Raw genomic sequence first — 12,265 nt, 5'->3', positions numbered from 1 at the left:
ACCGCTCTTTAAAACCGGTACGCCTCAAGGCGCCGGTTTCGCCACCAGCGACGCCCTCACCAGACGCTCGACATGCGCGGCGTCCGGCGCACCGCCAAAGAGGATCCGATACATGATCGGCGCGACGACGCCGTCCATGACGGTGTCAACATCCGGAAAGACTTCACCGCGCTCCTCGGCGCGTTCGGCGATCGTTTCGATCTGCTGCCGGGTAAAGTTGCAGCACTGGTAGGCCCCGCTTCCATCCTGTGCCGCAAGCACATCACGGATCATCTCGCGACCCGGCCCCGAGGACATTTCCTCGGCATATTGCTCGGCCCAAGCCATCAGGTCACTGCCAAAACGTCCGGTGTCGACAGGCACCATGTCGGGGCGCAGCCGCTCGACCGCGACATCGGCGAGCAGTTCCTGCAGGTCGCCCCAACGGCGATAGATTGTCGAAGGCGTAACGCCCGCTTCCGCCGCGATCAGCGGAACCGTGACCTCGGTGCGCTCGTGCGTCGCCAGCAAGGTCTGCACGGCCCTGTGAACCGATGCCTGAACCCGGGCGCTTCGTCCGCCCGGCCGCGGGCCTTCCCTTGCCGCCATTCGCTCCAACCCCGTCTTTCTTCGGCCGTGGCCGATGCTTCAGAAATTCTCACAACAGCATAAAAGCAAATTATTTGCTTTTAACGCGGCGCACACCTAAATCTGCCAAACGCAACGATTTAGCTTTAAGGGTTATATAGATGTCTTCCTCCTCCGAATCCAGAGAGAGCGCTCACCCGGCAGGTCCCATCGCCTTCTACGCCGTCACGCTCGCGACATTCTTCGGCGCCTCCTCGGCCCCAACCCCGCTCTACCGTTTCTATCAGGAGAACTTCGCCGCAAGCCCGGTGGAAATGACCGTTATTTTTGCGGTCTATGCCTTCGCACTTCTCGTGGCCTTGCTGATCGCCGGTTCGATCTCGGACCATCTCGGGCGCAAGCCGGTGATATTCGCAGCATTGCTCGTCGAGATGGCGGCAATGTCCCTGTTCGTGCTCGCCGACGGAACCCACTGGCTGATCGCGGCACGCATCGTGCAGGGTCTTGCGACGGGCGTCGCCGGCGCTTCGATCGGTGCGGCACTCGTCGATGTCGACCACGCCAGGGGGCAACTCGTAAACTCGCTCGCACCGCTGATCGGCCTGGCGGTCGGGGCGCTCGGCACCAGCGCGCTGATCCAGTACGGCCCCCTTCCGCTTCATCTCGTCTATGTCCTGCTGTTCGCCGGCTTCCTGGTGCAGGCGGCGACGATCTGGCTGATATCCGAAACCGGTTCGCGCCGCCCCGGAGCGCTATCCTCGCTCATGCCGCGGATCGCCATTCCGCAGCGCGCCAAGCGGCCGCTGGCGCTCGTCACCCCCATCAACATAGCGAACTGGGCACTTGGGGGTTTTTACCTTTCGCTCGTCCCCTCGCTGGTCGTCGCCTCCACGGGAAGCAAGAACCCGCTGACCGGGGGCGCCGTCGTCGCGGCGCTGATGGCGGCCGGCGCGTTCGCCGTCTTCCTCCGCCGCGCCCGCAATCCTCAGGCAAACCTGACCTTCGGAGTCTTGAGCACGACTTTCGGCATGCTGACCGTGGTCGCCGGAACCCACCTCGCCTATGTGCCCGTCCTGATCGTCGGCACGCTTCTCACCGGCATGGGTTTCGGCACGAGCTTCCTCGCCACGCTCGGCTCGGTCATGCCGCTGGCAAAAGCCGACGAGCGCGCCGGGCTGCTATCCACCATCTACATCCAGAGCTATCTGGCGTTCAGCCTGCCAGCAATTCTCGCCGGCTTCCTGGCGAAGGCGCTGGGCTACCAGCTCACGACCGACATCTATGCGGCAGCGATCATCGGCGTGGGTATCCTCGGCCTGATTGCCAGCCGGGCGTCTTCGGAAAGGGAGCCGAGCATGGCCTGACCTGTGGCGCGAGGGGGTATTCGCAGAGGCTCCCAAATGGCGGCGTCTATGCCCGCGCCAGCGAAAGCCACTCCTGCGTCGTCGCAATCTCCAGCTGAACCGAGAAGCGATTGCCGAGGAGGTCGAGCGCTGCATTGTATGTCTGATCGACGGAGCTGCAGACGGCGTCCTTCAACAGGATCACCTTGTAGCCAAGGTCAATCGCGCCGAGCGCGGTCGCCAGGACGCAGACATCCGTTTCGCCGCCCGTCACCACGATCGTTCCGACGCCCTGATGAGCGAGCAAGCTTTCCAGCTTGCCGCTTAGCCAGGGCGAATAGGTGCGCTTGTCGAGGACCCGGGCAGGCGGCACCAGACGCTGCAAGGGATGAAGCAGATCGAGCAGGCCCGGGTCGAGCCGTGTCGCTGTCATCATCGGCCATTTTTCATAATAGGACCGCCACATGCCCGGCATTTCTGCCGGCGAATTTGGCGGAATGAACCGGGTAAAGACAGTGCGATCAGGAAAACGACCGGCGACCTCCAGCACCTGGTCCGAGATCGTCGCCATCCAGTCCACCTGCCATGGCGTCTCCTCGTTGAACATGCGCTGCATGTCGACGCAAATATGAATCCAGCGTTCCGCGTTCATGATCACAATCCACCCGACACATTGCGCCATCCGATGCATTTGGGTCCGACGACCCAACCCGCGGGATGAAATGCGGTTCCTTCTCAGGGCTGTAGGCAATCGATGCAGGCGCCACCAGCCAGGCTGCCCGGGCCCATCATGAGCGGCTGCCTTCGAAAAGCGTCGTGAGAGCCTTCACCAGTACCGCGCTCGCAAAGGGCTTGGAAAGGATCGGGGCCGCATGGCGTGTCCCGCTGAGAGCGGTATCGCCATAGCCGCTAAGGATGAGAAAGGGGATCGATCTTTCATCGCATGCGTCCGCGACCGGAAGCCCGCTGTGTCCCTGGAGGTTCATATCCAGCACGACGGCATCGATTTTGGCCTCGTCCTGCAGCAGCCCCAATGCCCGCCCCACGGTGGGCGCGGGGCCAACCACCTCGCCGCCGGCATCGATCAAGGTGTCCTCGATCGACATGGCCACCAGCATCTCGTCTTCGACGACAAGTATCCGGCGTCCCGCCAAAATCGCAGACATGGTCATTCCCCCCTGTCGTCCATGCCGGCGCGTCGCCCGTCGACGAAATCCATCCCGATCGTGCAGGTGACACCCGCCGGCTCGAACCGAAGATCGACGGGGTGTCCGAGTTCGCTGGCGAGCCCGCGGTTGAGAACGCGCAGCCCGAACCCCTGGCGTTGCGGAGGTGACGCCGATGGTCCGCCGCGCTCTTCCCACCGGACCGAACATGCGTCGTTGCATTGCCACGACAGCACAACGCGGCCACTGCCGTTCGATAGAGCGCCGTATTTGATCGCGTTGGTCAGCAATTCGTTGAACGCCATCGAAAGCGCGAGGGCCTGTTTGGGACTGATGCGGATCGCAGGTCCTTGAAGAGACACGCGCCCATCTTCGATCCAGGCTGCGAGAACGGCTTGGGCAATGTCATTGAGGTATACCGCCTGCCATGCCTCGCGCGTGAGCAGGTCGTGCGCCTTGGCAAGGGCAAGCAGCCTGCTGTTGAAAGCGTCTGCAAAGGCTTCCGGCGTATCCGCGCTCTTCAGCGTCTGTTCAGCGAGGGACTGCACGGTTGCCAGCGTGTTCTTCACACGATGGTTGAGTTCACCGATCAGCAGCTTCTGGCGCTTTTCCGCCCTGCGCTCCTCGGTTCGGTCCCTGAAGATCTTGAGGTAGCGGTCCGGTCCGCTCCCCTCGACCGGAAGCATGACGCCAGAACCCCAGAAACGGGATTCATCCTTGCGATAGTGCCAGCGCTCGCTGGTCGCGCGGCCCTCCTCGCGCGCCGTTCGCATTTCCTGGTCGGGGACATCCGACGCTCGGTCTTGAGGGCTGAAGAAAATGCCGCCGGGTTGGCCAAGTATCTCGCTCTCGCGATAACCGAGCAGTCGTTCGGCGCCACTGTTCCAGCTTGCGATCCGTCCGGCACCGTCGAGCGTGATGATCGCATACTCACTGGCGCTGTCGAGGATGATCCGCAATCGCTCATTGCTGCGGCGAAGTCCCTCCTCGGCACGCTGATGCGCCTCCTCGGTCCGTCTACGCTCGATGCTGAAGCCCAATTGTCGTGCGATCGTCAGGGAGAGAACGGCCTCCTCCTCCGTGAAGACGTGCACGACTTCGCGATAGGTCATGAACTTTCCAATGACCACGCCGTTGGCGGTCAAGGGAATGAAGGCCAGCGCGCGGATCCCCTCGCGTCTTATGGTGTCCTTGAGCGCCTCAGGCTCGTCGGCAAGCTCTATGTCACCGATAAAAATCGGGGCGGCGTCGCGGTCACCAGGCCTCCACGGCGAGTGACCGTCAACAGCCCGGCGGTAACCTTCCGAGAGCCCGCGCGACGCAACGAAACGCATCACCCCCTCTTGGTCGAAAAGCAGGATGGAGGCGCGGCTACAGCGCAAGGCCCGCTCGATCGCATCGAATGTGGCATCGCAAATGTCGGCGATCGAATTGGCGCGGTAGAGGGCATCCGTGAACTGAAAGAGGGCCGCCAGTTCGTCGGCCTTCTTGATCCAGGAACTATCGACGCCGGACGAACCTTGCCTCATGTCTGCACCCCGAGTCCCGGCGAGAGGTCTGCCGGAACCACCGCTGGAAGGCTGCGATCACGAATGCCATTTGTGAGATTGGTCCGTCCACGCACGCCGGTGACCAAAAGAAAACAACTGTAGCGGCGCGCTTCGATTTCAAGCCTGCCGGGACAGCCGATCGGACCAATCACGGACAAGTGCGACGCGCGACCCGGGCGGGCGAGCGCCGAGACAGACGTTCCCGGCGCCTGTCGCCAGGTGGTCCGTCGCGAAAGACCTATTCAAGGCCGTCGGCAATCATCGGATCGCAGCCGCAGTATTTATCCTCTCCGACGCGTCGGACCGGATCACCGGCCAGGTCGGCCAAGTTGCCGACACGCACTTTGATCCGGCCATCAGGGCCGAACGCACATCGCGCCTCAGGGCGCCTCGACAAGCGACTTGAGCCGGCCAAGCGCCTTGTCCCAGCCCTCTGCGATCGCCTCGAGAAATGCGCGCGCCTCTTCAAGGCGGCGCGGATCGACCGCATAGAGGACCTCCTTACCGTGACGCTCGTGCACCACCAGCCTTGCCGTCACCAGCACCCGCAGGTGTTTCACGATCGCCTGCCGGGTGATTGCCTGCCCCTCGGACAGTGCCGTTGCCGTCAGGGCACCGGCGGCCAAGAGCCGCGTGACCAGCGCAAGGCGGGTCGTATCGCCGAGCGCCGCAAAGACGCCCGCCAGTTCCCGCTCAGGCGTGTTCGACATGGCGCTTGATGTTCTCAATCTGGGCGCTCCAGCCACCGTCATTCATGAGAAATGCGCGCTTGCGCCGATGCGCCGGCACGTTTTCGAAGCCTGATTCCGTGACCGTCAGCCGTGTGTCGCCGGCGACCGCCTCCAGCCGAAATTCGACGAGCGTGGTCGGCTCCCGCGCGGGGTCGCATTCGGCGTCGAGGCCGTAGGGTATCCAGCGGAAGCTGAAAAGCCGCGGCGCATCCATTTCCTCGACGGTGCAGAAAACGGCATTCGGTTCGGGCTGGCGGATCGGTGCCGGCTCGAGACCCATCGAGGCCTGGTATTTCGCAATATGCTCTTCGTTGAACTCTCCCTTGAATGAGCCGGTTACCGCCCGTCCTGGAGCAAAAGGCTCGTTCAGCTCGACGCCAAACCACTGCCCGAATTCCGAGACATCGGTTATCGACCGCCAGACGCGCTCGATGGGCGCGCGCAGCAGGATTGCCTTCTCGATACGATCGAATGAGCTCATAACGCTTTCCTTTCGTGCAACGATTTGGTTGCAAGTATAGCGGCCACCAACAGATGCGCAACCAAATAGTTGCACATAATGTCCGCCGACCCTGCGCCGCGAGATCGCTCAGGATGCGGGGGCCAGCCGCCACACCTGGTTGCCAACGTCATCGACAACCAACAGGGCGCCGTCACGGGCGATCGCGATACCGACCGGCCGCCCCAGTGCCTTACCGTCGTCGGTCAGAAATCCCGTCAGTGCCGCGACAGGTAACCGAGGCCCACGCCGCCAGCAGTCGCAACGACGCCAAGAGCCGGAAGGGCGATCAGAAGCTTTTTCATGGCGGATTCCTTTGATGTCCGAACCTAACGACAGCCGGCTTCAGGCGTTCCGAGAGCCTGAAGAAAAGTGCAGAAAAACGCATTCGCAATCAACGTCAGCGCGCAAACCCTGGACATATCGCCTGCTTACGCCCGGCAACCGCGATGAACGAGGCCGCATCGTCCCCACTAAGGACGAAACACCTTGTTGATGCGGCTGAAAAAGCGCTGGACGAACGCCATTTGCTCGAGCTTTAACGGAGGCCGAGGAGAGCTCTTTCGCAAGCCGCAGTCTACCGATCGGAACATCATGCCAATTCATGAACTCGCCGCGCTGGGGGCGGCGACCTGCTGGGCCCTGACGGGATTGATCTCGGCCGGGCCGGCCGGCCATCTCGGCGCACCCGCCTTCAACCGCCTTCGGCAGGTCTTCGTCACAGGGCTCCTCGCAATCTATGTGCTCGCCACCGGGACGTGGCGCGAGCTTCATGCCGCAAGCATCACCCCACTGCTTTTGTCCGGCTTGATCGGCATTTTCATCGGCGACACGCTGCTCTTCGCCGCGCTCAACCGGCTCGGTCCCCGCCGCGCCGGCATCCTTTTCGCCCTCAACGCGCCGATCACCGCCTTTCTCGGCTGGCTGGTACTCGGCGAAACGCTGTCCCCCACAGCGGTTGGAGGCATCGCGTTGACGGCCGCCGGCGTGTTCCTCGCCATTCTCTTCGGCAAGCGCCGGGCGCAGATTCACGAATGGGAAAAGGTCAAGGGGCCGCTTTGGATCGGCGTCCTGCTCGGGCTCGGCGCAGCCACCGGCCAGGCGATCGGCTCGATCATCGTGCGACCGGTCATGGCCGCCGGCATCGATCCTTTTGTCGCCTCCATGCTGCGCGTCGGCATTGCGGCCTTCTGCCTGAGCATCCTGATTCAGCTACCGATTCCATCGGTCAAGCCGAGGGCGCCACTGACGCTGAAGGTTGCCGCAATGACGGCGCTGACCGGAGTGCTCGCTCTTGGCATGGGGATGACGCTGCTGCTCTTCGCGCTTTCAGGCGGCAAGGTGGGCATCGTATCGACATTGTCGGCGACCTCGCCGGTCATGATCCTGCCGATGCTCTGGCTGAGGACGGGCGAGCGGCCTGCCGCTGGAGCCTGGGCCGGGGCTGCCCTCGTCGTTCTCGGCATGGCGCTGATCTTCATTCGCTGACATGCACCAGTCGGGTGGATGCGGGGCTTCGCGACCATACGCCCCCTTGGTCCGGCGCCGCGCTCACACCGAAAGCAAGGTTCTCGTCAGCGGATGCGCGGCATCGGCAAGGCCATCGATGACGTTGAAGTGATGCCTGTCCGGCTCCACGACGGTCGCGGTCGTCGCCCCGAGCCCTGTCCAGATGTTGGCAAGCAGCGCATTCTGGCGCAGGAATTCCGCGCGCTCGCCGCCACCAACCCAGCAGGTGATGCGGGCATTTGGCATTGGCCGCAGCAGCGCCGGGCTCTCCGAGAGCGCCTCCGCCTCATCGATCGCCAGCTTCTCGTTCATCCCGGTCGACATCATCGGGCGCAGGTCATGCACGCCCGAGATCGAGACGACGTTGCGGATGCGCTCCTGGACATCCAGTGCAAGCGGCGCGGTCGCCGTGATCATCCGGCTGACGAGATGGCCGCCGGCCGAATGGCCGGTCAGCATCAGCGGGCCTTCGACCAGTTTTGCTGCTTCGCTGATGGCCGCCGCGACCTCCCCGACAATCCCGGCAATGCGGATCTCCGGGCAGAGCGTGTAGGACGGCATGGCAACGGCATAGCCATGGGCGACGGCGCCGGCGGCAAGATGCGACCAGAAGCTCTTGTCGAGCTGCAACCAGAATCCACCATGGACGAAAACGACCAGACCTTTCGCCGCCTCATCCGGGAAGAACAGGTCCATGCGGTTTCTGGATCGCTCACCATAGGCAACGTCAAGCTTGGCCAGCCCGGCTGCTGAAAGCGCGTTGCGGAATGCCTCGGCCGGCCCCGCCCATGCCTCCGGCCACCGATCGCCTCGCGCAATGTTCACGCCATTGGCATAGGCGTCGTTCCAATCGGAAACACGGTGTTCCAGCATCGATGCAATCCTCCCTTCGATGTCTCCCCACGCATAGAAATCACCTGCCCAAGTGAGAAACGCAATGGCATCAATGGAAAAAACTTTAGGCTTGAAATAATTTTGGACTGGTGCGATGCTGCCCCATGTTCAGCCGAGAAGTGGAGGTCTCGCTGTGCCCATCACGATCATTGGGGTCGTCGCAGCGACGGCGCAGCCCATCGGCGACGATGCGGCGCAGCTTGCAACCTGTTCGCACGGCAGGGCTCCGCACCACCGCAAGAAATTTAGCCGGCTTTGAAAAATGCCTGCGCAACAGGCAGGAACTGAACAAGGGAACAGCCGCCACATGCTTGGACCGACTTCGCACGTCGATACATTCACACGCGACCATCTACCGCCACCGGAAGAATGGCCGGATTTCCTTCTCGAAGGCTTCGACTATCCGGACCACCTCAACGCCGCCGTCGAACTGACGGATGCCATGGTCGCCAAGGGCTTTGGCGACCATACCGCGCTGATCGGTAACGGCCGCCACCGAACCTATAAGGAACTGTCCGACTGGACAAACCGGCTCGCCCATGCGCTCGTCGAGAACTACGGCGTAAAGCCAGGACATCGCGTGCTCATCCGCTCCGCCAACAATCCGGCCATGGTCGCCTGCTGGCTGGCGGCGACAAAGGCCGGCGCGGTCGTCGTCAACACCATGCCGATGCTGCGCGCCGGCGAACTGACGAAGATCGTCGACAAGGCAGAGATCGGCCTGGCGCTCTGCGACACGCGCCTGATGGACGAGATGATCGCCTGCGCCAAGGACAGCCGCTATCTGAAACAGGTCGTCGGTTTCGACGGGACCGCGAACCACGACGCCGAACTCGACCGTATCGCGCTCGACAAGTCGGTGGTCTTCGAGGCGGTGCATACCGGCCGCGACGACGTGGCACTGCTCGGCTTCACCTCGGGCACGACAGGGATCCCGAAAGCAACCATGCACTTCCACCGCGATCTGCTTGCAATCGCCGACGGCTACGCCAGGGAAGTCCTTGAGGTCACGCCCGACGACATCTTCGTCGGCTCGCCGCCGCTCGCCTTCACCTTCGGCCTCGGCGGCCTTGCGATCTTCCCCTTGCGTTTCGGGGCGGCGGCAACGCTGCTTGAGCACGCGACGCCCGCCAACATGGTGGAGATCATCGAGAAGTACAAAGCCACGATCTCGTTTACCGCCCCCACCGCCTATCGGGCGATGATGAAGGCGATGGACGACGGCGCCGACCTCTCTTCCCTGCGCGTGGCGATCTCGGCGGGCGAGACGCTGCCGGGACCCGTCTTCGAGGAATGGACCGCAAAGACCGGCAAGCCGATCCTCGACGGGATCGGTGCGACCGAGATGCTGCACATCTTCATTTCCAACCGTTTCGAGGACCGCAAGGCCGCCTCGACCGGGAAACCCGTCGGCGGCTATGAAGCCCGGATCGTCGACGACGAGATGCGCGAAGTCCCCCGCGGCACGATCGGCAAGCTTGCCGTGCGCGGCCCGACCGGCTGCCGCTACATGGCCGACAGCCGCCAGCGCGATTATGTTCGCGAGGGCTGGAACCTCACCGGCGACGCCTTCTACCAGGACGAAGACGGCTTCTTCCATTTCGCCGCCCGTTCAGACGACATGATCATCACCGCCGGCTATAACATCGCCGGCCCCGAGGTCGAGGCGGCCCTGATCTCCCACCCGGAAGTCGCCGAATGTGCCGTCGTCGGCGCGCCCGATGCGGATCGTGGCCAGATCGTCGAGGCCTATGTCGTGCTGGTATCAGGCGTTTCGGCAGACGCCGCGACGATCAAGCGCCTGCAGGATCACGTGAAGGCAACGATCGCGCCCTATAAATATCCGCGATCGGTAAAGTTCCTGGACAGCCTGCCGAAAACAGCCACGGGCAAGATCCAGCGGTTCCGATTGCGGGAGAACTAAAACCATGAGCAAATCATACGACCCTTCGAAAGAAGGCGCCCAGATGTCGTTCAAGGGCCGCATGTCCTACAGCGACTACCTGATGCTGGAGAAAGTGCTCGACGCACAGGAGCCGCTGTCCAAGGCCCATGACGAAATGCTGTTCATCATCCAGCATCAGACATCCGAACTCTGGATGAAGCTCGCGCTGCACGAGATCAACGCCGCGGTCCGCTCGATCCGCGACGACCGGCTGGAGCCCGCCTTCAAGATGCTGACGCGGGTCGCGCGCATCTTCGAGCAATTGAACAGCGCCTGGGACGTGCTGCGTACCATGACGCCGAGCGAATACACCACGTTCCGCGAATCGCTCGGCCAATCCTCCGGCTTCCAGTCCTGGCAGTACCGGGCGATCGAGTTCCTCGCCGGCAACCGCAATGTCGCGATGTTAGGGCCGCATGCGCACCGGCCCGACATCATGGAGAAGCTGGAAGCGATCCTCGCCGCGCCATCGCTCTACGACGAAGCGATCCGGCTGCTATCGCGCAACGGCTTCGACGTCGGCGAGGAGGCCGAGCGGATCGATTGGCGCGAAACCCGCACAGAAAGCGACAAGGTCTTTGCCGCCTGGCAGACCGTCTACCGCGATCCCGAGCGCTATTGGATGCTTTACGAGCTCGCCGAGAAGCTGGTCGATTTCGAGGATTACTTCCGCCGCTGGCGCTTCAACCACGTCACAACGGTCGAACGCATCATCGGCATGAAACGCGGAACCGGGGGCACATCCGGCGCGTCCTATCTGAAAAAGATGCTCGAAGTGGAACTCTTCCCTGAGCTCTGGCACGTGCGCACGGGTCTCTGATAGAACACAATTTATAAGGGAACCCCAAAACGAGGAGAACAGCATGAACCGCATTCTGGCAGCGAGCCTTCTTGGCCTCTCGCTTGCGACGTCGAGCCTTGCCCATGCCGAGCCGGTGAAGATCGGTGTCATCACCACGCTTTCGGGCGGCGGTGCGGGTCTCGGCATCGACATGCGCGATGCCTTCACGCTTGCGATCAAGCAATCGGGCAACAAGGACGTGGAACTGGTAATCGAGGACGATGCTCAAAAGCCGGAACTTGCGGTGCAGATCGCCGAGAAGATGATCCAGGGTGACAAGGTCGATCTCATGACCGGGATCATCTGGTCTAACCTTGCGATGGCCGTCGTGCCGAACACGGTTGCGCAGGATGTGATCTATCTCTCGCCCAATGCCGGTCCGTCAGCGCTTGCCGGCGCGAACTGCAACCCGAACTATTTCAACGTCGCCTACCAGAACGACAATTTCCACGAGGCGATGGGGCAATACGCCAACAAGGACTACAAGAACGCCTTCATCCTGGCGCCCAACTACCCGGCCGGCAAGGACGCACTGACCGGCTTCAAGCGCTACTATAAGGGCAGCCTCGCCGGCGAGATCTACACGCAGGTCGGCCAGACGGACTATGCCGCCGAAATCGCCCAGATCCGTGCGTCCGGCGCCGATAGTGTCTACTTCTTCCTGCCCGGCGGCATGGGCATCGCCTTCATGAAGCAATATGCCCAGTCGGGTGTGAACATCCCGGTCATGGGCCCCGGCTTCTCCTTCAGTCAGGACGTTCTGCCGGCAATCGGCGATGCCGCGCTTGGCGTCAAGAACTCGGCGACCTGGTCGAAGGACCTCGACAACGAGGCCAACAAGAAGTTCGTGGAAGCCTTCAAGGCCGAATACAAGCGTCTGCCCTCGATCTATGCGGCGCAGAGCTGGGATACGGCAAACCTGATCCTTGCCGCCCTTTCGAAGGCTGATGTCAAGGACAAGGACGCCTTCCGCGCGGCGCTCAAGGCGGCGGACTTCCAGTCGGTGCGCGGCAAGTTCGTCTTCAACAACAACAACCATCCGATCCAGAACATCTACGTTCGCGAGGTGGTGAAGGAAGCCGATGGTGTGCTGACCAACAAGATCATCGCCACGGCCTTCGAAGACCACAAGGACGCCTACGCCGACAAGTGCAGCATGTAGTGCTTCGGCGCTGTTATCGCCCGGATGCCCGGCCCTCACGCCGGCATCCGGTCGATGA

The 12,265-nt window shown here is 62.6% G+C and carries 12 protein-coding genes and 1 pseudogene; 5 read left to right on the top strand and 8 right to left on the bottom strand.

What is annotated here, in order from left to right:
• Nucleotides 1-24 precede the first annotated feature (24 nt).
• A complete protein-coding gene (locus QM996_RS19605; RefSeq protein WP_334197740.1) occupies nucleotides 25-588 on the bottom strand; it encodes a TetR/AcrR family transcriptional regulator in 564 nt (187 codons plus the stop codon).
• A 140-nt stretch (nucleotides 589-728) separates the two neighbouring features.
• On the opposite strand from QM996_RS19605, the gene QM996_RS19600 reads away from it, so the two are divergent.
• Nucleotides 729-1,931 carry an MFS transporter gene (locus QM996_RS19600; protein ID WP_334197739.1) on the top strand — a complete coding sequence of 401 codons (1,203 nt, stop codon included), beginning with the start codon at nucleotides 729-731 and terminating at the stop codon, nucleotides 1,929-1,931.
• 46 nt (nucleotides 1,932-1,977) lie between these two features.
• Here QM996_RS19600 and QM996_RS19595 read toward each other — a convergent pair whose 3' ends face one another.
• The 6 genes and pseudogenes from QM996_RS19595 to QM996_RS19570 form a co-directional block, all read right to left on the bottom strand.
• Entirely contained in the window at nucleotides 1,978-2,562 is a 585-nt protein-coding gene (locus QM996_RS19595) for a cysteine hydrolase family protein (RefSeq protein ID WP_334197738.1), read from the bottom strand.
• 136 nt (nucleotides 2,563-2,698) lie between these two features.
• Complete coding sequence (locus QM996_RS19590) at nucleotides 2,699-3,076, bottom strand: response regulator (RefSeq protein ID WP_334197737.1); 378 nt, start codon at nucleotides 3,074-3,076, stop codon at nucleotides 2,699-2,701.
• Nucleotides 3,077-3,078: 2 nt separating this feature from the next.
• Nucleotides 3,079-4,605 (bottom strand): sensor histidine kinase, encoded by a 1,527-nt coding sequence (locus QM996_RS19585; protein WP_334197736.1) that lies wholly within the window; start codon nucleotides 4,603-4,605, stop codon nucleotides 3,079-3,081.
• A gap of 401 nt (nucleotides 4,606-5,006) precedes the next feature.
• Nucleotides 5,007-5,336, bottom strand: a complete 330-nt coding sequence (locus QM996_RS19580) for an ArsR/SmtB family transcription factor (protein WP_334197735.1) — start codon at nucleotides 5,334-5,336, stop codon at nucleotides 5,007-5,009.
• Nucleotides 5,320-5,838 carry an SRPBCC family protein gene (locus QM996_RS19575; RefSeq protein WP_334197734.1) on the bottom strand — a complete coding sequence of 173 codons (519 nt, stop codon included), beginning with the start codon at nucleotides 5,836-5,838 and terminating at the stop codon, nucleotides 5,320-5,322. The genes QM996_RS19580 and QM996_RS19575 overlap by 17 nt, the downstream gene beginning before the upstream one ends.
• A gap of 108 nt (nucleotides 5,839-5,946) precedes the next feature.
• A pseudogene (locus QM996_RS19570) lies at nucleotides 5,947-6,090 on the bottom strand (sorbosone dehydrogenase family protein); the annotation flags it as partial.
• 360 nt (nucleotides 6,091-6,450) lie between these two features.
• Between QM996_RS19570 and QM996_RS19565 the strand changes: the two are divergent.
• Complete coding sequence (locus QM996_RS19565; RefSeq protein ID WP_334197733.1) at nucleotides 6,451-7,344, top strand: DMT family transporter; 894 nt, start codon at nucleotides 6,451-6,453, stop codon at nucleotides 7,342-7,344.
• 63 nt (nucleotides 7,345-7,407) lie between these two features.
• Here the strand turns inward: QM996_RS19565 and QM996_RS19560 are convergent, their stop codons facing one another.
• Complete coding sequence (locus QM996_RS19560) at nucleotides 7,408-8,238, bottom strand: hormone-sensitive lipase (RefSeq protein WP_334197732.1); 831 nt, start codon at nucleotides 8,236-8,238, stop codon at nucleotides 7,408-7,410.
• Nucleotides 8,239-8,566: 328 nt separating this feature from the next.
• On the opposite strand from QM996_RS19560, the gene QM996_RS19555 reads away from it, so the two are divergent.
• Genes QM996_RS19555 through QM996_RS19545 form a run of 3 tightly spaced genes read left to right on the top strand, consistent with a single transcriptional unit; the run spans nucleotide 8,567 to nucleotide 12,207 of the window.
• On the top strand, nucleotides 8,567-10,183 hold the full coding sequence (locus QM996_RS19555) for a benzoate-CoA ligase family protein (protein WP_334197731.1): 1,617 nt from the start codon (nucleotides 8,567-8,569) through the stop codon (nucleotides 10,181-10,183).
• Between the two features lie 4 nt (nucleotides 10,184-10,187).
• A complete protein-coding gene (gene kynA / locus QM996_RS19550) occupies nucleotides 10,188-11,024 on the top strand; it encodes a tryptophan 2,3-dioxygenase (RefSeq protein ID WP_334197730.1) in 837 nt (278 codons plus the stop codon).
• A gap of 43 nt (nucleotides 11,025-11,067) precedes the next feature.
• A complete protein-coding gene (locus QM996_RS19545; protein WP_334197729.1) occupies nucleotides 11,068-12,207 on the top strand; it encodes an ABC transporter substrate-binding protein in 1,140 nt (379 codons plus the stop codon).
• Nucleotides 12,208-12,265: the final 58 nt, after the last annotated feature.

It is taken from the genome of Sinorhizobium chiapasense, assembly GCF_045277575.1.
GTDB lineage: Bacteria > Pseudomonadota > Alphaproteobacteria > Rhizobiales > Rhizobiaceae > Ensifer > Ensifer chiapasense_A.
This window is presented reverse-complemented; position numbering and strand designations above follow the sequence as displayed.

What these genes read in the sequence shown, in the direction of transcription:
- QM996_RS19575 (WP_334197734.1), bottom strand. Translation starts at nt 5,838, where the DNA reads ATGAGCTCATTCGATCGTATCGAGAAGGCAATCCTGCTGCGCGCGCCC.
- QM996_RS19605 (WP_334197740.1), bottom strand. Translation starts at nt 588, where the DNA reads ATGGCGGCAAGGGAAGGCCCGCGGCCGGGCGGACGAAGCGCCCGGGTT.
- QM996_RS19565 (WP_334197733.1), top strand. Translation starts at nt 6,451, where the DNA reads ATGCCAATTCATGAACTCGCCGCGCTGGGGGCGGCGACCTGCTGGGCC.
- QM996_RS19580 (WP_334197735.1), bottom strand. Translation starts at nt 5,336, where the DNA reads ATGTCGAACACGCCTGAGCGGGAACTGGCGGGCGTCTTTGCGGCGCTC.
- kynA (WP_334197730.1), top strand. Translation starts at nt 10,188, where the DNA reads ATGAGCAAATCATACGACCCTTCGAAAGAAGGCGCCCAGATGTCGTTC.
- QM996_RS19590 (WP_334197737.1), bottom strand. Translation starts at nt 3,076, where the DNA reads ATGTCTGCGATTTTGGCGGGACGCCGGATACTTGTCGTCGAAGACGAG.
- QM996_RS19585 (WP_334197736.1), bottom strand. Translation starts at nt 4,605, where the DNA reads ATGAGGCAAGGTTCGTCCGGCGTCGATAGTTCCTGGATCAAGAAGGCC.
- QM996_RS19545 (WP_334197729.1), top strand. Translation starts at nt 11,068, where the DNA reads ATGAACCGCATTCTGGCAGCGAGCCTTCTTGGCCTCTCGCTTGCGACG.
- QM996_RS19595 (WP_334197738.1), bottom strand. Translation starts at nt 2,562, where the DNA reads ATGAACGCGGAACGCTGGATTCATATTTGCGTCGACATGCAGCGCATG.
- QM996_RS19600 (WP_334197739.1), top strand. Translation starts at nt 729, where the DNA reads ATGTCTTCCTCCTCCGAATCCAGAGAGAGCGCTCACCCGGCAGGTCCC.
- QM996_RS19560 (WP_334197732.1), bottom strand. Translation starts at nt 8,238, where the DNA reads ATGCTGGAACACCGTGTTTCCGATTGGAACGACGCCTATGCCAATGGC.
- QM996_RS19555 (WP_334197731.1), top strand. Translation starts at nt 8,567, where the DNA reads ATGCTTGGACCGACTTCGCACGTCGATACATTCACACGCGACCATCTA.